Here is a 19,744-nt window from a genome sequence, read left to right on the forward strand (position 1 = left end):
CAATCGGCTCGACAGGGGAGGCAGTGGTGACGTTACGGTTCGTCGGGATGGATCCGAACACCGGCGGTGAGGGATCGCCGACGGTGTGGGTGGAGGAGGAGAGCGCCGACCTCGTCCTGCAAGGCGAGGAAGCCGAAGCGCTCCTCAAAGATTTGATCGGCAGCACCCAGTGGGTGCCGGGGCACGCGACCGGCATCCCCGCCCACGAGCGGGTCATCCGGATTCCGGCCCGCATGGTGCCGATTCTGAGGGAGGCGTGCGATGTCGCTGAACGAAAAGCCGTTCGCTGACCTGCTCGCCGCTACCCGTCACAGCGCCGTGCATCTGGAGATGCGTGACCTGTACGCGGTCGGCGACGAGGCCGAGGACTACGCGGCCTTCCTGCGCACTGGGACGGCCAACACCGACCCGACCAAGTCGTTCTGGCCCGAGTGGCTGCCGCTGGTGACCGACGCGGTCGCCCGTGGCGTGGTGATGCGGCGGGTGCGGATCGTCTCCGAGCCGGTCACCGACTACATCCGCTACGAGCACGCCATCACCGTGCTCAACCTGCAGGCCGGGGAGGACGTGCGCTGGCTGTCCCGCCGCCAGGCCGCCGACCTCGCCCTGCCCGGAGCCGACTTCTGGCTCCTGGACGGCAAGGTCGTGCAGTTCAACCACTTCACCGGCGACGGCGACTGGGCGGCCAAAGAACGAACCGACAACCCGGACACCGCGGCGCTGTGCGCGGCCGCATTCGAGGCGGTGTGGCAGCGCGCCGTCCCACACGAGAAGTACACCGTCTGACCAGTAGCGACAGCCCATGCCCGCCTCCCCCTCCTCCAGCGCCCAGGCCGCGCGCGAAGCCCTCGCCGTGCGCCTGGCCCACCTGGCACGGGACGCCGGGATCAACGGGCGTGAGCTGTCCGCCCGGTGCGGCTGGCACCCGGCCAAGACCAGCCGCATCCTGCGCGCCAAGGTCGCCCCCTCCGACGCCGACATCCGCGCCTGGACCGCCGCCTGCGCGGCCGCCGACCAGACCGCCGACCTCATCGCCACCGCCCGCGCGGTGGAGTCGATGTACCTGGAATGGCGCCGCCAGCACCGCGACGGCATGCGCCGCACCCAGCAAGACGTCCTCGCCCGCAACGCCGCCGCCCGCCTCTGCCGCGCCTACACCTCCAACGTGATCCCCGGCTTCTTCCAGACCGCCAGCTACGCCGAGGCCCTGATGCGCTCCATCACCGACTTCCAGGGCACCCCCGACGACATCGCCGACGCCGTCGCCGCCCGCCTGGCCCGCTCCCGCTTCCTCTACGAAGGCGGCCACCGCTTCGTCGTCCTCATCGAGGAGTGGGTGCTGCGCACGCGGATCGGCACCGCCGAGACGATGGCCGGCCAACTCGCGCACCTGCTCACCGTGATGCCGCTGCCCTCGGTCTCCCTCGGCATCATCCCCCTCGGCGCCGAACGCACCGTGTGGCCGCTGGAGGTGTTCTACCTCTACGACGACCACCACACCGTGGTCGAAACGCTGACCGCGTCAATCAACGTCCGCCAGCCCCGCGAGCTCGCCGACTACGCCCGCGCCTTCACCGGCCTCGCCACGAGCGCCGTCCACGGCAACGCCGCCAGGACCCTCATCCGGGCCGCGATCGACGCGCTGGAATGAATCCGCGCAATCATCCGCAACTTCGTTGAGCGCCCTCCGGCAGCCTCCGTAGCGTCGAAGAACACCGACCCACCAGCAGCCGGGAAGGAACGGAACCTCATGCGCGCACGCACGAACACCACCGCCGACGCTGCGCCACAGGGCCGCGACCTTCAACAGCCTGGCTACGGCGTCCCGTCCTCGGCCTTGCTGGCCCGCTCCGACCGCGGCCTCGCCCGGTTCCTCGCCGCCACCAGCGACGACCAGCACGACGCCGACCGGCACACCGAGCGCCGACCGCACAGCCCCCACCCCACGCCAGCCAGGCCCCGATGAGCACGCACACGGTCCTGTACGACCCCGAGGAACGCATCGAGGCGGAACTCCCCCTGGACCGCGCCCCGCACGAAGCACTCATCACCGCCGTCCTCGCCTGGACCAACCCGGCCCTTGAGCCCCGCGACTACGCGCAGATCGCCCTCCAGCTGACCGGACACGCCCGCGCCGTGTCCGCCGACGTCCAGCGCCACGCCCAGCTGCTCCCCGCGGACAACGGTCGACGGGCGCTCGCCGAAGTCGTCCTGCGCGAGGCCGACCGGCGACTGTCCGTCCCGCTGGAAGGCACTGCCCGCTGCGTACAGGACCGCGCCCGGCTCGTGCAGGCGCTGTACCAACGGCTCGACCGCCTCACGCAGCCCGCACCAGCCTCCGCCCCCTAATCTGCCGCGTACCCGGGCGAGCCCCCGATCCCCGGGTGCGCGGCGTCGGCACCACACCGGCCCACCCGGGTCGGCCGCACCACTCGACTCCGAACGGGAGGGGCACGATCCCTCAGCTCAGCACCTGGCAGGCGAAGCTGACCGGCACCACTGCGCTCGCGGCGGTGGTTCTCATCCGCCTGTACGTGGGCGCGGTCTTCCTCTCCGAGGGGATCTTGAAGTTTGTCCGCCCCGACGCGCAGGGCGCCGGCCGGTTCGACAAGGCCGGCATCCCCGCCCCGGGCTTCTTCGCCCCGCTGGACGGTGTCTTCGAGATCGTCTGTGTGGGGTGCTGCTCCTGGCCGGCCTGCTCACCCGGCTCGCCGCCGTCCCGATGGTGGTCAACATGCTCGGCGCGCTGCTCATCACCAAGCTGCCGATCCTGTGGGGCGACACCCCGCTGTCTACCGGCAAGTCCGGCTGGTGGGACTTCGCCCACGAGTCCCGCACCGACCTCGCCCAGCTGTGCGGCAGCCTCTTCCTGCTGATCGTCGGGGCGGGCGCCTACTCCCTGGACGTCCGCCTGCACCGCAGCGCCGCCGCCTGGCCGACCGAGGCGGAAGGGGCACGCCGCTGAACGATGCGGCCGGTCAGCCCGGGGTGTCGCCGTCTAGGACTTCGCGGGCCAGCTCCGCCTGCGGCCCTGCGGTCCTCGGCCGAGGAATTCGCGGCGTCATGCGGGCAGCATTCTGACTTGGAATTCAAGGGAGGATCCGGCCGTGAGGGCCTCTGGGTGGCTCGATTCGCGTGGGATAAACCTCTTCTCCGGGCCGAGCAGAAGGCGAGCATCCCGCACTGGCGAGTCGCCTTTACACACCCTTCATCCCTTTTGGTGCTACTAGCGCTTTGCGTACACTCGGACGATTAGTCACTTGATCAGGTTGGGTGGACTCTTCGACTGTTACGGAACGTTGCATCACATGCTCCCCTGGGGGTGCTGTGTGTCGCTCGGTGTCGCGGATGCGGCAAAAGGGAATCAGGAGGGCTCCGTCATGAGCCGATCGAAGATCACGCCTCTCTGGAAGTCCGTTGTCATGGCCGCGGTGGGCGCGAGCGCGTTCACCTGCACGACAGTGGTGCCTGCCTCGGCAACTGCTCCCGCCGAACGGCTGGCAGCTTCGGGTCGCTACGTGAATGTTCATCAGTGTGTGTACTCGAATGGATCTGAGCACTACACGAACGTTCTGCCCAACACCGGTAATGCATCGTTCAATACGGCGACCAATGCCTCCGACACCCCTGACACCACAGTTCAGTGCGGTGCGGGAGGCGGTGGCTACTCCTTGAGCGCTGTGAACTCAGGCGTGTACAGCATCGACATGTGGGACCCCGACAGCAGGTACCTCAATGTTCATCAGTGTGTGTACTCGAATGGATCTGAGCACTACACGAACGTTCTGCCCAACACCGGTAATGCATCGTTCAATACGGCGACCAATGCCTCCGACACCCCTGACACCACAGTTCAGTGCGGTGCGGGAGGCGGTGGCTACTCCTTGAGCGCTGTGAACTCAGGCGTGTACAGCATCGACATGTGGGACCCCGACAGCAGGTACCTCAATGTTCATCAGTGTGTGTACTCGAATGGATCTGAGCACTACACGAACGTTCTGCCCAACACCGGTAATGCATCGTTCAATACGGCGACCAATGCCTCCGACACCCCTGACACCACAGTTCAGTGCGGTGCGGGAGGCGGTGGCTACTCCTTGAGCGCTGTGAACTCAGACGTGTACAGCATCGACATGTGGGGCTAGTGGCGGGGAACAAGAACTCTCCCCTTCCGATGCTGGGAGGGGGAATTCCGGGGGCGTTGAGCGGACGTTTATTCGGCGCCCTTGTGGCCGTAGTCGGCGGAAATGGCCAACCGGAATGCGGCTGGAACAGGCAACCGCAGTAAATGCGGGCACCTGATCTTCGTTCAGGGCGTCGTTTCCGCAGGTCGCCGGAGCAGCTGTCACGGTAAATGCACGGTTTAACGCGACAGCTGATGCGGGGACGTAGCCCGTTGACCTGCGAACCCGCCGTGTGGAGTTCATGAAGGACCGAAAGCGCGGACGACTCGACTGGCCCGACCATGTCGACTACGTCACCGACTGGACAAGCGCCGCCCGGAAGACAGCCGAACTCGTGCCGGCGGAACTCACCGACGCACAGTTCGTCATCGGTCTCGCCGTGCCTGCCTGCGCCCATACTGCCTACGCAGAGCCGGACGGCACCCGCGCAGCCTGGTGATACAGCCTTCGTGACCGTTCCTGGGCTGCCGCCCGGTGGCCCGACGATGGCCCGGCGCAGGTCTCCCAGCACGGCTCCCGTCGCCTGTGGGACGAGGTGGAGCGGCCTATCGCTGGTGGGAGTCCCGCGATCGTCCGGGCGTCGACCGGTACGGCCTCACCGTCACTCCGGACGGCGCTACGGTGTGGCTGGACGAACCCCAGCAGCCCGTACCGCAACCGCAGCAGTAGAAGGGGACGCGCGATGGCCGCCGATGAGTCACTGTCCGACTGGTTCGCCAGGCGCGACCAGCAGCGCGCCTCTGACCGGCAGATCACCGGCACCCGCCGTGCGCTCCCTCTCGCCCCCGGGAACCTTCGGGCATCCCACATCGCCCCCGACGCTCCCCGCCTGCTCACCGAGTGGGACGGACACCAGTGGGCACCGGTCGGCATCGCCCCGGATGCTGCTGCCGCCGCTGTCTTTCTGGCCTGACACGCACGCGTCGGCACCCGTCCCCAGACCACGGGGGCCGGGCGGCGGCGTCGGCCGCGTCGGTTGTGTACGTCACCGGCCAGCGGCCCGGATGGAGTGGCTGTTGAAAACACCTACTGGATCCTCGGCGGCGGCGCGGCGACCCGTGACCCCGCGCCGCCGCCGGACCTTGGTGTACGTCAACGCGTTGACGTACGGCGGCCGGTTCCGCCCCTCCCATGAGGATTCAGAACTTGTTTCTGAACCCCGATGCCGCAGGTCAGCACCGCGCTGCGGAAGTCCTGACGGACGGGTGTCGTTCGCGGAACGGTCACGGTGACGGGAACCCGAACGGAAGTGCTGAGGCTCTTGAGGCGCCCGGGGCAGGTGTCCTGTCTCTCGCAACGTTGTTGTTGACTCAGGTGACCTTGTTGGATTCGCCGTGGTCTCATATGACGTTGTCGCTGCCGCGCCGTGGTACCCCCACGGGTCTCAGAAGATGTTGTCGCTGCTCTTCGTTCTTCTCACGCGATCTTCCCCCTCGAGGCGATTTGAGGCCGATCCGCTGGCGACTTGATGTGCCGTCTGTTCCGTTCCGCACCTGGGTGCACGCCTTCGGTCTCGCCACCACCAGAGCTGCGGGAGCGAAGTGCTGCTCAACCTCTGCCACAGCGAAGGGCAGTGAAATGAGCCTGGATGAGGGTGGTCACGGGCTCCTATCTATAGCCCGTCCTGGCCCACGTAAGGGGCCCGCATTGCCCTTGGCGGCCGTCGAGAAGGCAGCGTCCCCGGCGCTGGGGACGCTGCAGGAGCCTCATCCCTGGCCGTCGTGCCGCCGCGGACCCAGTGCCGGTGGTGGGCCGCACCCGCGTCCTCGACAGGCAGCGAGGGCCGCGCCGTTGTCTGTGCGCGGAGCCTCGCATTATCGCTGGAAGAACACCGCGGCGAATACGAGCAGCACCACCAGCGTCCCCGCGCCCGCCAGCGCGATTGCCACCTTCGGCATCCTCGCCGTAAGCCACTCCAGTGCCTGGTAGAGCGCGGTGAGGGCGAGCAGCGCGACCGTGACGTGCAGCAGCACCGCCAAGCTCACCCCCACGACCGCGCCGGCGATCCGGAAGCGTCCCCAGCACAGCGACAGTGCCAGCGGGATCACGCCCGCGGCCGACAGCCCGCCGACGACCTCGACGAACCACGGCCGGTCGCCCATCCAGGGCAGATTCGGGATTCCGGTGATCGCGATGTCGAAGAGGTCGAGGGACGCGCAGATGCCGAGCACGGCGATCAGCCCGACGGTCAGGGCCGCAGTCGCGCGGTAGCGCCACGCCCGCGCCTTCGACCAGCCCGTTCCCCTGCCGTCGAGCATCGTCGCCGTCGCCACCGCCGACCAGACCAGCCACCGCCGGATCAGCGCGGTGCCGGCGTCCGCCATCGCGTCGCGCAACACGCGGTCGGCCTCCACCCGCAGCACGACGTGGCCGTTGGTCGAGGTGTACGTCGGGTCGTCCGGCTGGTGGACCAGTCCGTCGTGCAGCAACGTGGCCGGAAGGTGCTCCCCGGTCTTCGGCACGAGCCAGGTGAAGAGCGCGGGCACCGAGGTCAGGTCGCTGCGGAAGGTGCGAGTCTCCCGGGGCACCAGGAGCTCGCCGAGGTGCCGGTCGCGGTAGGCGATGCGGCGCTGTATCGCGAATTCCTCGCGCCCGCGCTCGGTGAGCCGGACCAGCTCGATCCGGGCATCGGAGCCCGGGTCGGGCGGGACTTCCGGTTGCCCTGCGACAGCGTCGACGCCACCGTCGTAGAACCGGCGCGGCTGCAGGGTGACCGGGTGCTCGACGTCCCGCCTCATCGCGCGGCCTCCTAAGCCCCGGTCTCCTCGCTGCTTCCGGTGGGCCTGGGCAGGCGGCTGATCACGGAGAGGCCGTCGGACGCGGACATGCATACCTCCCTTTCCTCACACGGATTACCCTTCTCTACCGGTTCCCTTCCGGCGATCGGCTGCCGATATCCGTTCTCCTGCGATCTATCACCCATGCGCCGATGACCGAGCGGCAACTTCACGTGAGACAGCGACGCCACGACGCTGCTGCCCGACAACGTCAACTGAGACTCCACCTCGTTTCCATCTCACGTCTTCTTGCATCAGCCCAGGTCACGACCTAGACCAGAGGTAAGATCAAATGAGACGGGACAGCAGGAGCCAAGTCCTCCATGGAGACTTTGGCCCGGACCCCATCACGGTGGTCACCAGTACGGCCCGGAGGCGCCTCCCCTGAGCGTAGCGCTGGCGCCACGTCGAGGGGTTCAGAAACAAGTTCTCAGCTTGACTCTGTCGGGGATCTTGGATCGGCCGAGGTCAGGTGCCGAGGGTTCGCCAGGACTTCGGCCGGGGTATCTCGCGCTGGTCGAGGTAGTTCTGGAAGGCAGTCGGTCGGCGGGGCGTGGGGGCTTCTTCGGTTGGTGACAGTCCGCTGAGGCGCTCGATGTTGACGGCGATGGCCGTCAGGACGTGCTGGATGTGGGCTTTCCCTTGTCCTCGGTAGCGGCAGCGGCGCATGCCGTGTCCGTGGGCGAACTCGTTGACCGTGCCCTCCACTCCGGAGCGGACCGCATAGCGGGTCTTCCATTCGGGTGTCTGTTGCTCGGTCCGGACGCGAAGTTGCAGGTCGCGGAGTTCTCGTGGGGGAAAGCTCACGGTGCGGGTGCTTTCGCGGGAGGTGGTGCACTGGGTGCGGGCCGGGCAGGGCTGGCACTGGCTTTTGGTGAACCTGGCCACGATCAGCGGGGCCGCGGTGGGTGAGGAGGTCGGGTAGGGGCCGTGCCAGCCCTGGCTGACCTGGCCCTGGGGGCAGGTGACCTGCCGATGGTCGTAGTCGATGTGGAAGTCGTCCCGGGCGAAGCCCTCGTTCCGGCGGTGTTGCCGGGTGGGGTTGCCCCGGAGTGGTCCGGAGACGGTGACCTGGTGTTCGCGGGTGGCTTGTTCCAGGTGGGGCAGGGAGGTGTAGCCGGCGTCGACCAGGTGCTCGGCGGGCAGGAGTCCGCGGCGGGCCAGGCGGGTGTGGATGCCGGGCAGGACCTGGCTGTCGTGGGTGGTGGCCGCGGTGGTGGCCACGTCCGTGATCACGTTGGGGCCGTCGGGAGCACAGGTCTCGGTCAAATGAGCGGAGAACCCCTTCCAGCTGATGATGTGTCCGTGCCGTGCGTAGCGGGCCGAGGTGTCGTAGGGAGAAACGACCGCCCGGGACGGGGGCGGCAGTCCGGGCCCGCCTTCCGTCTCGCCGGTGCGCCAGCGCAGGTGTCCTGCGGTGTCACGGTGGTAGTTCTGCACCATGATCTGGCGCAGGGCCTGGACATGAGGGCCGAACGCGCGATCTGCTCCGTGCCGGTAGAGGTGTTCCAGGAGCCGGACGGCATCGTTTCCGGTGGCAAGGATCCTGGTCTTGGGCTTGGTGGGGTTCTTGCCCAGACGGACCGGTCGGCCGTAGCGGAGCCCCCAGTTCTCATCGACCAGCTCGTCGAGCAGGTGAGGGGAGGTGCCGGCGACTTCTTCCAGTGCGGCGCGGACTGCCTCGGTGATCAGCTCCAGGCGGGTCAGGTCACGTACCGCGGCCAGGACGTGGGTGGAGTCGGTGCGCTGGGTGGTGCGCTCGTGCACCAGTCCGGCCTCCTTGAGGCGGGCCAGCGCGAGGTCGAGGAGGCGGTCAGCACGGTCGCCTTCGGCGAGACGGTCGCGGAAGTCGACCAGCACGCTGTGGTGGAACCCGGGGTCATCCAGCTCCATGGCCATCGCGTACTTGAAGTCGATGCGGCAGCGGACCGCCTCGGCGGCCTGCCGGTCCGACAGACCGAGCAGGAACTGCAGCACACAGACGGTAGCCAGTTGAGCAGGCGAGAGACCCGGGCGTCCGTCCCGCGGGTACCAGGCGGCGAAGTCCTCGTCGCACCACAGCCCATCGAGGCGGTCACGTACCCATATCGCCGTCGTACCACCCGGGTTGCTCGCCCGCGCGACCTGCGCAGTCAGAGGCGGGACCTGCTCACCGGAACGGGGGCGGAGGGACAATGGGCACCTCGACAGCTGCATCGGTCATCGGAACTACCCGAGCATGCCCGTTGACCATGGTGCCGCATCGCAAAACTCCAAGATCCCCGACAGAGTCAAGCTCAGTCCGTTGACTCCACGGTCGCCCTGCCGCCGCTGGTGCGCGCCTTGATCTTGTGAGGTGATGCGGGATCGACCGTGACGTCGACGGAGCGCCGTCCGCCACCGTCGTTGTCGGCGTCCACGGCATAACGGCCCTTGGGGACAGGCACCGTGACCCTTCCTCCGCCGGTCTCGGCGTCAACCTGGTCCGGCACCGCGGCGAATTCCGCGGTGACGCTGCCTCCGCCGCTCTTTGCCCTGACCTTCTTCGCCGTCGCCTGCTCTATGTGGATGCTGCCGCCCCCGTCTGCGCGTTGGTCGCACCGGACAGCCCGTGGACGGTGATGCTTCCGCTCTCGTTCTCCAGATGGGTCTGCATGGTGCGGGGCACTTGCACGCGGTAGTCCACGTCGCACGTCCCGGACCCGCCTCCGCAGCCGGACGACACCAGGTTCAACTTGTTTCCGCTAACAGAGTGTTCGGTCTTGGGCTTGTCCGCGTCGAAGGTGTAGGTCTCCGTCACTCGGATCGTCTTGCTGTCACTGGCCACGACTTCGATCTTGCCGCCGGTGTTCTTCATTCGTAGCGCGGAAACCGATTCCTTGACCTCGTACGAGGTGGATTCCGTCTGGTCCGACCCTGCTGGAGAACAACCGGCGAGCAGGGCCGAGGCGGCAACCGCGCACAGCGCGGCCTTCTTCGTGCCGTTGGTGAGTCGGACGGAGCGGGGGGTGGTCGTCATCGAACAGGGTTCCTCTGCGTATGAAGGCGTTGTAAAGTTACGTATGATCCATGATCACGGACCTGCGGCCGTGGGGGCAGACAGGGGTGGCAGTGGGCAGCGTGCGTGCGGACGGGCTCACACAGGCGAAGAGCGGCTATGTCAATGTCGTCCACTGCTCCGTCCTGGGACCCGAGGTGGCGGATGTGACCATTGGCCATGGCGCTGTCCTCCGCACACGCGAGCAGTGACTGCCGATCAGGATCGCCGCGGTAGGACCTCCGCCGCCTCTGGGAGAAGCCGGCCGAGCCCGGCCGACTCATCCCCGCCCGAGTCCGCCGGGGGTTCAGGAACCTCCGCCCGAACTTGCCTTGCCCGGCCCGTGCGCCGGAACCCAACCGGCCCGGCCCCGGCAGACCGCTCGGCTCGAAGAACCGACACCCCGCCACCCGCTACGACGTGGGCAAAACGGTCAGGCGGCCCGATGGGAGGAACGGCGGCTGACGGCCTACGCCAACTTTGCCCGGTCGCTGAAGAAGACTGTCACCCTGACCTACCGCGGGGCACCTCCGCTGGGCTGGTGTACAGACGCTCCCCCAGCGTGGGGTGGGTGTCAGGAGCGTCTACCAGAGCCTTTCGGGACCTCCACCCCTGCCCAGTGTGCAACGTGCAGGTATTGACCAGTTCAGGCCTTCCACCTCGAAACCTGCATCGAGGTGGGGTGCGGCTCCGCCCCCATCGCCGCCCGCCTCACGGAGCTCTGCGGGAGCTGTCGGGTAGGACCGCCTGGGTCTGGGTGGTCTGGGCGACCAGGCGGTTGTCGTCGTCGTGCAGGTCTGTCTGGACGACGACGAATGTGCGACCCATGTGGAGGGGGCGAGACGTGGCGCGGACTGTGCCGGCACGCGCTGCGCGGAAGAAGTTCGTCTTTGATTCGACCGTCGACGTGCTCGCGCCCGGCGGCAGGTTGAGGTAGGCGCAGGCGGCGCCCACGGCGTCGGCGAGGGACATCAGGGCACCGCCGTGGAGGGTCTTGCCGACGGTGCACAGGTCGGCCTCCCAGGCGAGGCTGCCGGTGACGCGCTCGGGGGCGGCTTCGTCGATGGTGATGCCGAGCCGGGCGGCGTAGGGCATGGCGGCGGCGAGTTCGGCGGGCTGCGGGTTCGTCATGCCTTGACCTCCGGGTCGAAGGCCCCGGCGACGGCCAGGCTGTCCTCGTAGACGTGGTGGCGGGTGATCAGGCCGTGCTCCACCGTGCGGTGCAGGGCGAACCGGGCACGGTAGCGGCGGCCTGTATGGCGGGCGGTCTGGCGGATCTCGCCCTGCAGGACGGCGTCGTCGCCGTCGACGAGGATGCGCTCGATCCGCGTGTCGGCCTCCTCTGGTATGTGGTGCTCGGCCAGCGAGCGGAAGTGGTCGGCGACGTCCGCACGGGTCGAGCGGTGGCGAATCGCGGGCATGGCCGACCGGCCTTGCTCGGCTTCCGGCCAGCTGAGCTTCCAGTCGACGTGCTCGGCGTACAGGTCGGCCATGCGCTCGGGATCGTTCTTGCCGAGGCGCTGCAGGAGCTCGTCCAGGGTGGTGTGGGTGTCCGTGGGCATGGTTCTCCGTTCAGGGAAGCGGGGTCGGGTTCGCGAGTGCCGCGGTTGTCGCCGCGTCCGAGGGGAAGAACGATTCGATGGCCAGCTCGGCCGTTGTCACCTCGAGCGGGGTTCCGAAGGTTGCCACCGTGCTGAAGAAGGCCAGTTCGCCGCCGTCGTGGCGGAGGCGCAGGGGCACGATGATGTCCGCCGGGCCGGGAAATTCGACCTCCGGTTCCCGCTCATGGCAGGGGTAGGCGACCAGCTCGTCGTGGAGCTCGCTCAGGACGGGGTCGAGACTGGCGTCGATCTGGCGGCGCAGGCGGCCCAGAAGGTGGGCCCGCCACTGGCCGAGGTTGCGGATGTGCGGTGCCAGGCCGTCCGGGTGCAGGGTGACGCGCAGGGCGTTGGCCGGTGGCGTCAGAAGCTCGGGCGCCACCTTGTCGGTGAACAGGGCGATGCTCGCGTTGCTGTCGACGATGTTCCAGGCCCGGTCGACCACGGCCGCGGGGTAGGGCTCGTGGCCTTCCAGTACCTGGCGCACGGCCGTCCGTACGGCTTCCATGCGCGGTGAGTCGAGCGAACTCTCCGTGTACACCGGGGCGTGACCGGCGGCGAGGAGAAGCTGGTTGCGCATGCGCAGCGGTACGTCCAGCTCCTCAGCCAGGCGCAGCACCATGGCGCTACTGGGCTGGGAGCGGCCCGTCTCGACGAAGCTCAGATGCCTCGACGAGATCTGTGCGCGCAAGGACAGTTCGAGCTGACTCAGTCGCCGCCGCTGACGCCACTCGCGCAGCAACTGGCCGACTTGTGGAGGCGCGGCCTTTGTCATGTGGGAGACGCTAAGCGGGCACCTGGGCCAGCGCCATTACCTCTGACGTAATCGACGCGATGACGCGGGCGGCAGCGGTCGTCCGCACTCAGGTGGAGCTTGCACCTGAGCCCGACGTGCGAGCGCCCCAGGCCCTCACCTCCCGCACTACCTCCACCAGGCGGGCGAGCAGGCTGCCACGGCGATTCGCCCTGGTGTTCCACTACCTCGGCCCCTTTGACATAAGAGCTGGCGGCGGGGGCGGACGACTCAAGGGAACTGCGTGGCTGAAGACGCTTGGCAGGCAGTGTACTTCTGCGCAGGTACGTCCGATGATCTCGTCAGCTGCCACCTCGGCCTCCTCAGACGCTCACCGCTGCGGGTTGTTACGTTGATCCACGTAGCCTCACTGGTATCGGTTTGTTGCGCTGGTCGAGGAGGGGCAGAGATCTTGTGGGTGAGAAGGGGCGGGGATGAAGTCCGTTTGGGTCGTGTGGCAGTTACACAATGTCAGCAGTCTCGGATATAGCCACGGTCCCCTACGAGGGACGATCGGGACGATCGTCGTTCTCCTAGCAGCCTTTGTAATTGGATACACCCTTCGTCGGTTCCGCTACGTTGCCCTGCCCGTGGCCGTGCTTGTCTTCGGCAGTGGTATCGCCTGGCTTGCCACCCAACTGATTGAACCGCCCCGGGTTCGGTAGAGAGCTCAGATGGTGGTTGTGACCTGGGGTTTCGTGGTTGCTTGGTAGTGGCTGGCTTCGTATTCGGCGGGCGGGATGTGGCCGAGCTCACCGTGGAGGCGGCTGTGGTTGTACCAGTCGACCCACTCGGCGGTGGCCAGCTCGACCTGCGACAGCGTCTTCCACGGCCGCCGGGGCTTGATCACCTCGGTCTTGAACAGGCCGATCGTGGACTCCATGAGCGCGTTGTCATACGCGTCCCCGACTGAGCCGATCGAGGCTGCGATGCCGGCCGCGTCCAGGTGCTCGGCGAGCGTGAACGATGTGTACTGCGAGCCCGCGTCGGAGTGGTGTATCAGCTCTCCTGCGCCGGGTCGGTGGCCGTCGCGGTCGCGCTGCCACAGTGCCATCTCCAGTGCGTCCAGGACGAGTTGGGTGTGTTTGGTGGTGGCTGCGGCCCAGCCGACGATGCGGCGGGAGAAGGTGTCCACGACGAAGGCGACGTAGACGGTGCCACTCCAGGCGGCCACGTGGGTGAAGTCCGCGACCCAGGTGCGGTTCGGGGCCTTCGCGACGAAGTCGCGGTCGAGCAGGTCCGGCGCCCGCGCGGCCGTCGGCTCCGGGATGGTGGTGATGACCTTCTTGCCGCGGACGGCGCCGGCGATGCCCAGCTCGCGCATCAGCCGCTCGACGGTGCAGCGGGCCACCGCGTGGCCCTGGCGGTGCAGTTGCCGCCAGACCTTCCGGGCACCATAGACACGGTAGTTGGCCTCGTAGGCCTCGGTGATCAGCTCCTTTGTCACCTCGTCGCGCACCGCGCGGGCGGAGGGCTTCTCCTGACGCTTCTTCGCCGCGTAGTAGGTGGAGGGGGCGATGCTGACACCGTGCGCGGACAGCACGGTGCAGATCGGCTCGACGCCGCCGAAGCGGTCCCGGTGCTCGTCGACGAACGCTACGAGCGTGTGTGTGGCCGGTCGAGCTCGGCCGCGAAGAAAGTCGACGCGGCCTTGAGGATCTCGTTCGCCCGCTTCAGCTCGGCGATCTCCTTCTTCAGGGCCTTGATCTGTGCGGCCTCCTCGGTGGTCGTCCCTGGCTGCCTGCCCGAGTCGATCTCGTCCTGCTTGACCCATTTGCGCAGCGTCTCGCGTGAGCCGATGCCCAGCTTCTGCATCACCGCGTTCATCGCGGCGGTCTCGGTCGGGTAGTCACCGCGGATCTCCGCGACCATGCGCACCGCACGCTTGCGGAGCTCGGGCGGGTAGGAGGAGGGACGTGCCATGACTCTGATCCTTACATGGAATCGAGCCTCCACATCACCCGGGGCGGTTCAGGGGGAAGACCGACGGCTTGTGCCCGGCGGCTGGTGTGCTGGGCGCAGTGCAGTCCGTCGATGTCGAGGTCTGCGTACATCAGCAGGTCGTCGATGGGGTGGTCGCGTTCGTGGAAGGAGGTCAGGGCGGTGGGGATGGAGGCGGTCAGTTGGTCGCCGGCGCCGAAGCCGAGCCAGCCGACCTGGCTGCGGTCGGGCCAGGTGCTGAGGATGTCGCGCAGGCTGGTGAACGCGGCGGTGTTTTCCACGATGAGCAGCCAGGGCGCGGGCCCGAGTTCGTACATGGCCAGCGGGGCGGGGGTGGGCTGTGCCCGCAGGTGTGTGGTGAGGTCCAGAAGCCCTTTGTCCACGAGGTGGTGGCGTTCGATGTCCTTGAGGCGTTTCTCGTCGCCGAACAACTGGTAGGAGCGGTCGGCAAGCGGGACGATCTCGGCATCCGGCTGGTCCCGCAGCAGGGTGTTGATGGGGCCGAGCAGCGCGTGATCGGCAGCCGTCAGCTTTATGGTGGTGGCGAAGTCCAGTTGCTTTACGTACGCCCGTGGTGCGGGCCGGCGGCGGGGTGGACGGGTGGCCTGGGTGCGCTTGACCCAGCGGGGCAGGGGCGGGTGGGCGCTGTAGTCCCATCCGTCACTGCCTTTGGGTAGCGTGGCCAGGCCGCGATTCTTCAGGGTCTGGGCGGCGTCAGCGAGGATGCGTCGGCGCCGTGGCGAGGTGGTCAGGCTGGAGTCGCCCTCGTCGGCTGCGGCTGCCAGTGCGTCGAAGCTGACGCGTTGGCGGGCCTGCCGGGCGAGGCATGCGGCCATGCGATCGGCGGCGCTCACCCGGCCTCCTCCTCGGGCATCTCGGCGCGTGGACCGGCTTTAGGGGGCAGGGCGCTGCGGCGCAGGAGATGGGCGGAGGCGATGCAGTCGTCGTCCTGAGCGCGGGCGACGCCGGCCGCTACGGCGTCTCCGTAGCGCTCGAGGATCTGGACGTAGCGTCGTTTCGTGCGCAGGTCCACGCCGTTGCGCATCCGGATGATGAGGGGGAAGCGGCCCAGTGCCGGGAGGTCGTTGGAGCCGGTGGTGTAGACGAGCTGGATGCCGTGGGCCCCGGCGACGCGGCGCTGCAGGTCGAGGAAGGGCCCGTAGTTGGCCTTTGCGAAGGGGTTGTCCAGGACCAGCGTGCCCACGCCGCCGGGGATGCGGCGGTCGCGCTGGGCGGCGCGCATCCGGGCGAGTGTGCAGTACAGCAGTACGGAGACCGTCAGGAGTTCGCCGCCGCTGAACTTCTGGATCACGGTGACGGATTCGCGTTCGACGGTGTCCAGGTTCTGTGTCGGCTTGATGATTTTCGCGACGATGTTGTCGCGGCCGCCGAGCGCTGCCAGGACCAGTTGTTTGGCCAGGGGCATCGCTTCGGGCAGGGCGCTGGCCCGTCCTGCGGCGGTGGCTGGCAGCGAGGCGATGAGCCGGTCGACCTCGGCGGACAGTCTGCGGGCCAGTTCGTCCCCGCGGGCGCGCTGGCGCAGTTCCAGCGAGAGGAACCGCTGGTTGGACCAGTTGCCCAAATTCTTGGGGAGGCGGGAGTGGCGGGCGACTTCTTCCACGCTGTCCAGAACTGCTTCGACGGTGCTCGCGCAGGCATCGACGACCCGGGCCTGGTCCTCGGCGGACTCGGCCAGCAGCGCGATGACCTGCCGCTCGCGCTCTTCGACGTCTGCTAGGAGCGCGGCCAGCCGTGCCGGTGTGGTCAGGTCCTGTTGCAGACGTTCCCGCAGCCGTCCGTCGACGACCGGCGTGTACTCCGGCTGGAGGGCGAGCCGTTCCACCTGCTGTACGTGCTTGCGGAGGGTGTTCTTTGCTTTCTCGAGGGCGCGTGCGGCCTGGGTGACCTCGCGCAGGAGGGCGTCCCTGATCCGTTCGGCATCCTGCGGCTGCAAGGTCTGAGCGGTCACGGCGGACAGGCCGTGCTGTTCAAGCAGGAGAGCGTCAATGGTCAGGTCCGCGTCGCCGTCGGCGCTCCGATCGGGTGGCTGGTGGTCGGCAGCCATACTCAGAGCACCGGCCGATTGCCGCAGTCGTGCGGAATGACTGCCTGCCAGATCGGCGCTGCGGTGGATCTTCTCGGCGTCCAGCCGCCGCACCTGGGCCAGGCTGCGGTCCCGTTCCAGAAGCTGTTCCTCTGCCTGCAGCTTCTCCTGAGCCGCCTGGGTACTGGGGAGGGCGAGCCGTTCCGCACCCGGGACGAGGTCCTCCAGCGCGGCGGCCGCCGCTTCGTGGGCTCGCGTGGCCTGCCGGTGCAACAGGCCCGCTTCGGTCTCTGCCCGCTCGGCCTTCTTGAGGGCCTCGGCGGCGGTGGCGATGCGGGCGGTGAGGCGTTCGGTATCCGCCGCGTCGGCTTGCTGAGCGAGTTCCGCCGCCCGCGTGCGTGCCGTGGAACCGGCCTTGACCAGTTTCTGGTTGAGGCCGTCGATGGCCGTCTCGGCGGTGGTGAGCCGCTGCTGCAGGGCGGTGTCGCTGATGCCGCCTCGCCAGTCCCGACGAGCCTGTCCCCAGCGCTCACGCAGAGCCTGCGCGCTTGCCTCGGGTACTGCAGCCGGACGTGCGGCGTCGATGACCTCGGCGGACAGCTCCTGTCCGATCTCTTCCACCCAACCGGCCCAGCGCTCCGCGCGCTCCCGGTACTGCCGAAGCGCTGCTTCCGCAGCCCGCTTGTGCTCCTGGGCGCTATGCCACCGCTTCTTCAACCCCCGTGCATCAGCCCGGTGTTCACGGACCTCGGTCCGGGCCCGCTGCCCCTGTGCTGCCCAGCGCTCCACCATGCGGGCCGTCTCCACTAGGGCCCGGATCTGGGGGAGTGCCTGTGCGAGCGCCATCAGTGCGCTCGTGTGGTGAGCGAGCCGGCGCTCCGCCTGGCAGCTGGCGTCCTCGGCTTCTGCTGCCTGCTGGGCCAGAGTGCTCGTGCGCTCGGTGAGCGTGTTCACCTCGTCGTCGAGTCGGCTGAGGAGCTCTTCCAGGGCGGCGCGCGCCCGCGTGCCGAATGCTTCCAGATGGTTCCGTAGCCGCACGATGAGGGCGCGATCGGCCTCACGCCGCACGGTGATGGTGGCAAGACGTTCTTCCAGGGTATCCAGACGCGCACTGACGCGGTGTAGTTCCTCCTCGCCGGCATCGGCTTCCAGGACCGAGGGGCGCAGCGGCAGGACCGCGATGCCGCCCGGTGGCTGGGACAGCAGGGCGCGGGCCTGGTCGTCGGTCCCGATGGCGATCACCGTGGACAGCGCGACATTGGCCTGCCGGGCCAGAGCCGCCACATCATCACCAGGCACCGGTCCGCAGATGACCACTCCGCCGATCAGATGGGGGATGGCCGCGAGGACTTCGTCATGCTGGTGGGCGGGTACGGTCTCACGTAGGAACTGCACCCCCGCTACCGCGTTGGCACCGCGCTCCCGCAAGGCAGCGACGGCCTGCTCGACTTCGTGGGGCGGCGGACAGAACCCGTCCTGGTCCAGCGCGGCGCGCAGCCGCTCATCCTCGAACGCCCGGGCACGCTCGGCGGCCAGTTCCGCGTCCGCGTCCGTTACCCGGTCGGTGAGCATCGCGATGAGGTCAGCTCCGACCTCATCCAGGTCCAGCTCACCTGCCGCATCCCCGATGCCCGCCAGTTCTCTCAGACGCGGCTCGCCGACCAGCTCTCGGCGTTCTTGGGTCAGCGTGTTCCACTGGTCCCATACCTGGTCGTGCCGCTGCCGCACAGCACTGAGCCGACCGGCGTACGACACCCGCTCCGCCGCGGTATCGCTGGTACGCTCGCGGGCCACCTCCAGCTGACGCTGTGCCTGCTCCACCTGTTCCCGGGCCGCCTCCTCCGCGTGGACGAGGCGCTCCAGAGCCTCGTGTGGCTCCTCCCGCTCGCTGAGCACGCCCGCGCGGCGGGCGGCCGCCAGCTCCGCCTTTCCGTCCTTGCAGTGGGCCTTGGCGGATGCAGCACGGCTCTCGGCATGGCCGGCCGCGGCCACCGCCTCCTCGTACCCTCGTTCGCACGTCTGGGCTTGTGCGGTGGCCGTCTCGAGCTCGGCACGCGCCTGGTCTGCCTCGCCCGCAAGTCGGGTGAGGCCATCCTCGAGCTTGGCGTACAGCGCGGCACCGGCCTGCTCTACAGCCTCCCGCAGCGGGGCCTGCTCACTATGGGCACGCGCCAGCAGCCGGTTGACCTGCCGCCGCTCGTCCTCCCGGTCCGCCAGCTCCAGGAGCAAGGGGACCGCCTGCCAGGCCGTGTGCTCCCGCCCCGCGGCACCGACTGCCTCAAATCGCGTGGCATGCTCCCCTTCGCAATCGCTCACCCGCAGTCGTTCGGCTGCCTCCCGTACTGCGGCCACGTGCCGCTGCCGGTCCTCGACCCGGCCGTCGGCCTCCTGCGCCTCACGTTCAGCGGCTTCGGCGCGCTGTCGCAAGGAGGCCGACTCCTGTTCCTGGTGCTCGGCCTGGGCCTGGATGTGTTCGCCGGCGCGACGCGCGAGCCGGACCTGCTGGCAGAGCGTCTGCTCAGCGACGGCGACCTCAGCTGTGGCCTTCTGCACCGGTCGCAGCCGCAGGACCGCTTCGGCAAGGAAGCGTTCCTCCAGTTCACGCGCGGGCCGGGCGGCGAGTTTGTCGGCGTGTTTGGACAGCGCCGCACGCGCCGCTGTGGGCGCGGACGCATCGACAATCATGTCGATGAGGAAATCGACGAACTCCTCGACCGTGCGGAACTTGAACAGCTCGGTGATGCCGCCCTCTTCCTGATTCATAGCCTTCTGGATCTTGAAGGCCTGAGGGTCCAGACCATGGCTTTCCAGCTGCTCTTCCCACGTGTACTGCTCGTCTGCGACGACCAGCTGCAACCGGCGTTCCAGCTTGTACGCCGCCTCCAGCGCCTTTACGTACGCGCTCATGGTGAGTTGGCCGCCCTCGGCGCGCACCGGCAATGACTCCAGTTCCAGACCGCCGGGCTGTGGCCGCAGCAGGTACCAGCGGCGCTCCAGGCGTTCCCAGCCGCTGCTCAAGTCCGCCGGGCGCTGACGGTCGCGCCACTGATAGACCCCTCCGGCGAGCAGCACTGCGCCGGCCGCGGGCCGTTCGGAGTCCCCCCATTCGGCGATCACGTGGGAGACCTGCCCGTCAGGGACGTACTCGGCGAGCGACTTGGCCTTGAGAGCCCCGATGAAGTCCTTCTTGGCCGGCAGCAGCAGGCTGAAGAACAGCGAAAGCAGACTCGACTTGCCGCCGCCGTTGCGCAGCCACAGGATCACGTCCACCGGCTGCACGAGCCTGCCGTCGATGGAGCTCGGTCCGCCGGTCAGGTCCAGGACGAGCGATTTGAACCCGGCCGCACGGTGGCCGATGTTCTCCAGGCGGAAACGTCGTAGTTGGAGCATG

20 protein-coding genes and 2 pseudogenes are annotated in these 19,744 nt (G+C 68.3%); 12 read left to right on the forward strand and 10 right to left on the reverse strand.

Translation table 11 applies throughout. From position 1 onward, the window contains the following. Positions 1 to 26 precede the first annotated feature (26 nt). The 10 genes and pseudogenes from K9S39_RS41690 to K9S39_RS41730 all read left to right on the forward strand — a co-directional run bounded on the left by K9S39_RS41690 (position 27) and on the right by K9S39_RS41730 (position 5,097). Positions 27 to 290, forward strand: a complete 264-nt coding sequence (locus K9S39_RS41690; RefSeq protein ID WP_248869211.1) for a hypothetical protein — start codon at positions 27 to 29, stop codon at positions 288 to 290. Next, positions 262 to 786 carry a DUF6879 family protein gene (locus K9S39_RS41695; RefSeq protein ID WP_248868514.1) on the forward strand — a complete coding sequence of 175 codons (525 nt, stop codon included), beginning with the start codon at positions 262 to 264 and terminating at the stop codon, positions 784 to 786. Before K9S39_RS41690 ends, K9S39_RS41695 begins: the two co-directional genes overlap by 29 nt. A gap of 16 nt (positions 787 to 802) precedes the next feature. Continuing rightward, positions 803 to 1,651, forward strand: coding sequence for a DUF5753 domain-containing protein (locus K9S39_RS41700; protein ID WP_248868515.1), 849 nt, complete (start codon positions 803 to 805; stop codon positions 1,649 to 1,651). A gap of 99 nt (positions 1,652 to 1,750) precedes the next feature. After that, on the forward strand, positions 1,751 to 1,966 hold the full coding sequence (locus K9S39_RS41705) for a hypothetical protein (RefSeq protein ID WP_248868516.1): 216 nt from the start codon (positions 1,751 to 1,753) through the stop codon (positions 1,964 to 1,966). Next, positions 1,963 to 2,349 (forward strand): restriction endonuclease, encoded by a 387-nt coding sequence (locus tag K9S39_RS41710; protein ID WP_248868517.1) that lies wholly within the window; start codon positions 1,963 to 1,965, stop codon positions 2,347 to 2,349. Before K9S39_RS41705 ends, K9S39_RS41710 begins: the two co-directional genes overlap by 4 nt. Before the next feature lie 164 nt (positions 2,350 to 2,513). Beyond that, a pseudogene (locus K9S39_RS43450) lies at positions 2,514 to 2,660 on the forward strand (DoxX family membrane protein); the annotation flags it as partial. A 17-nt stretch (positions 2,661 to 2,677) separates the two neighbouring features. Then, on the forward strand, positions 2,678 to 2,965 hold the full coding sequence (locus K9S39_RS41715; RefSeq protein WP_248868518.1) for a hypothetical protein: 288 nt from the start codon (positions 2,678 to 2,680) through the stop codon (positions 2,963 to 2,965). A 415-nt stretch (positions 2,966 to 3,380) separates the two neighbouring features. Continuing rightward, positions 3,381 to 4,145, forward strand: a complete 765-nt coding sequence (locus K9S39_RS41720) for a hypothetical protein (protein ID WP_248868519.1) — start codon at positions 3,381 to 3,383, stop codon at positions 4,143 to 4,145. 280 nt (positions 4,146 to 4,425) lie between these two features. Beyond that, positions 4,426 to 4,623, forward strand: coding sequence for a hypothetical protein (locus K9S39_RS41725; protein ID WP_248868521.1), 198 nt, complete (start codon positions 4,426 to 4,428; stop codon positions 4,621 to 4,623). A 243-nt stretch (positions 4,624 to 4,866) separates the two neighbouring features. After that, entirely contained in the window at positions 4,867 to 5,097 is a 231-nt protein-coding gene (locus K9S39_RS41730; protein WP_248868522.1) for a DUF6087 family protein, read from the forward strand. Positions 5,098 to 5,998: 901 nt separating this feature from the next. Here the strand turns inward: K9S39_RS41730 and K9S39_RS41735 are convergent. The 4 genes from K9S39_RS41735 to K9S39_RS41750 all read right to left on the reverse strand — a co-directional run bounded on the left by K9S39_RS41735 (position 5,999) and on the right by K9S39_RS41750 (position 9,959). Next, complete coding sequence (locus K9S39_RS41735; RefSeq protein ID WP_248868523.1) at positions 5,999 to 6,922, reverse strand: DUF1353 domain-containing protein; 924 nt, start codon at positions 6,920 to 6,922, stop codon at positions 5,999 to 6,001. Between the two features lie 507 nt (positions 6,923 to 7,429). Further along, a complete protein-coding gene (locus tag K9S39_RS41740; RefSeq protein ID WP_248868524.1) occupies positions 7,430 to 9,136 on the reverse strand; it encodes an IS1182 family transposase in 1,707 nt (568 codons plus the stop codon). Positions 9,137 to 9,237: 101 nt separating this feature from the next. Beyond that, the gene (locus K9S39_RS41745; RefSeq protein ID WP_248868525.1) at positions 9,238 to 9,387 is read right to left on the reverse strand and encodes a hypothetical protein; all 150 of its coding nucleotides are present in this window, start codon (positions 9,385 to 9,387) and stop codon (positions 9,238 to 9,240) included. Positions 9,388 to 9,500: 113 nt separating this feature from the next. Then, positions 9,501 to 9,959, reverse strand: a complete 459-nt coding sequence (locus K9S39_RS41750) for a hypothetical protein (RefSeq protein ID WP_248868526.1) — start codon at positions 9,957 to 9,959, stop codon at positions 9,501 to 9,503. Between the two features lie 50 nt (positions 9,960 to 10,009). On the opposite strand from K9S39_RS41750, the gene K9S39_RS41755 reads away from it, so the two are divergent. Both K9S39_RS41755 and K9S39_RS41760 read left to right on the forward strand, forming a co-directional pair. Further along, positions 10,010 to 10,189, forward strand: coding sequence for a hypothetical protein (locus tag K9S39_RS41755; protein ID WP_248868528.1), 180 nt, complete (start codon positions 10,010 to 10,012; stop codon positions 10,187 to 10,189). 25 nt (positions 10,190 to 10,214) lie between these two features. Continuing rightward, positions 10,215 to 10,442: pseudogene (locus K9S39_RS41760) on the forward strand (NF041680 family putative transposase); the annotation flags it as partial. A 246-nt stretch (positions 10,443 to 10,688) separates the two neighbouring features. On the opposite strand, the gene K9S39_RS41765 reads toward K9S39_RS41760, so the two are convergent. The 6 genes from K9S39_RS41765 to K9S39_RS41790 all read right to left on the reverse strand — a co-directional run bounded on the left by K9S39_RS41765 (position 10,689) and on the right by K9S39_RS41790 (position 19,743). Next, positions 10,689 to 11,108, reverse strand: coding sequence for a PaaI family thioesterase (locus K9S39_RS41765; RefSeq protein ID WP_248868529.1), 420 nt, complete (start codon positions 11,106 to 11,108; stop codon positions 10,689 to 10,691). Next, on the reverse strand, positions 11,105 to 11,539 hold the full coding sequence (locus K9S39_RS41770) for a nuclear transport factor 2 family protein (protein WP_248868530.1): 435 nt from the start codon (positions 11,537 to 11,539) through the stop codon (positions 11,105 to 11,107). The genes K9S39_RS41765 and K9S39_RS41770 overlap by 4 nt, the downstream gene beginning before the upstream one ends. 10 nt (positions 11,540 to 11,549) lie before the next feature. Further along, positions 11,550 to 12,350: a helix-turn-helix domain-containing protein gene (locus K9S39_RS41775; protein ID WP_248868531.1), complete on the reverse strand. Its 801-nt coding sequence runs from the start codon at positions 12,348 to 12,350 to the stop codon at positions 11,550 to 11,552. A 688-nt stretch (positions 12,351 to 13,038) separates the two neighbouring features. After that, positions 13,039 to 14,291 (reverse strand): IS3 family transposase gene (locus K9S39_RS41780; protein WP_248861262.1). Its coding sequence is split into 2 segments (ribosomal slippage): positions 13,039 to 14,009 and positions 14,009 to 14,291, totalling 1,254 coding nucleotides; the frame shifts between segments, so codons are not numbered across the junction. An 11-nt stretch (positions 14,292 to 14,302) separates the two neighbouring features. Then, on the reverse strand, positions 14,303 to 15,163 hold the full coding sequence (locus tag K9S39_RS41785) for a hypothetical protein (RefSeq protein WP_248868532.1): 861 nt from the start codon (positions 15,161 to 15,163) through the stop codon (positions 14,303 to 14,305). Next, positions 15,160 to 19,743 (reverse strand): hypothetical protein, encoded by a 4,584-nt coding sequence (locus K9S39_RS41790; protein WP_248861257.1) that lies wholly within the window; start codon positions 19,741 to 19,743, stop codon positions 15,160 to 15,162. Before K9S39_RS41790 ends, K9S39_RS41785 begins: the two co-directional genes overlap by 4 nt. Position 19,744: the final 1 nt, after the last annotated feature.

This window comes from Streptomyces halobius, from assembly GCF_023277745.1.
Classification (GTDB): Bacteria; Actinomycetota; Actinomycetes; order Streptomycetales; family Streptomycetaceae; genus Streptomyces; species Streptomyces halobius.

Bases quoted from the DNA above. Each gene is read 5' to 3' on its own strand.
- K9S39_RS41710 (WP_248868517.1), top strand. From the start codon at position 1,963: ATGAGCACGCACACGGTCCTGTACGACCCCGAGGAACGCATCGAGGCG.
- K9S39_RS41700 (WP_248868515.1), top strand. From the start codon at position 803: ATGCCCGCCTCCCCCTCCTCCAGCGCCCAGGCCGCGCGCGAAGCCCTC.
- K9S39_RS41720 (WP_248868519.1), top strand. From the start codon at position 3,381: ATGAGCCGATCGAAGATCACGCCTCTCTGGAAGTCCGTTGTCATGGCC.
- K9S39_RS41735 (WP_248868523.1), bottom strand. From the start codon at position 6,922: ATGAGGCGGGACGTCGAGCACCCGGTCACCCTGCAGCCGCGCCGGTTC.
- K9S39_RS41765 (WP_248868529.1), bottom strand. From the start codon at position 11,108: ATGACGAACCCGCAGCCCGCCGAACTCGCCGCCGCCATGCCCTACGCC.
- K9S39_RS41770 (WP_248868530.1), bottom strand. From the start codon at position 11,539: ATGCCCACGGACACCCACACCACCCTGGACGAGCTCCTGCAGCGCCTC.
- K9S39_RS41705 (WP_248868516.1), top strand. From the start codon at position 1,751: ATGCGCGCACGCACGAACACCACCGCCGACGCTGCGCCACAGGGCCGC.
- K9S39_RS41755 (WP_248868528.1), top strand. From the start codon at position 10,010: ATGATCACGGACCTGCGGCCGTGGGGGCAGACAGGGGTGGCAGTGGGC.
- K9S39_RS41750 (WP_248868526.1), bottom strand. From the start codon at position 9,959: ATGACGACCACCCCCCGCTCCGTCCGACTCACCAACGGCACGAAGAAG.
- K9S39_RS41730 (WP_248868522.1), top strand. From the start codon at position 4,867: ATGGCCGCCGATGAGTCACTGTCCGACTGGTTCGCCAGGCGCGACCAG.
- K9S39_RS41725 (WP_248868521.1), top strand. From the start codon at position 4,426: ATGAAGGACCGAAAGCGCGGACGACTCGACTGGCCCGACCATGTCGAC.
- K9S39_RS41775 (WP_248868531.1), bottom strand. From the start codon at position 12,350: ATGACAAAGGCCGCGCCTCCACAAGTCGGCCAGTTGCTGCGCGAGTGG.
- K9S39_RS41695 (WP_248868514.1), top strand. From the start codon at position 262: ATGTCGCTGAACGAAAAGCCGTTCGCTGACCTGCTCGCCGCTACCCGT.
- K9S39_RS41790 (WP_248861257.1), bottom strand. From the start codon at position 19,743: ATGCTCCAACTACGACGTTTCCGCCTGGAGAACATCGGCCACCGTGCG.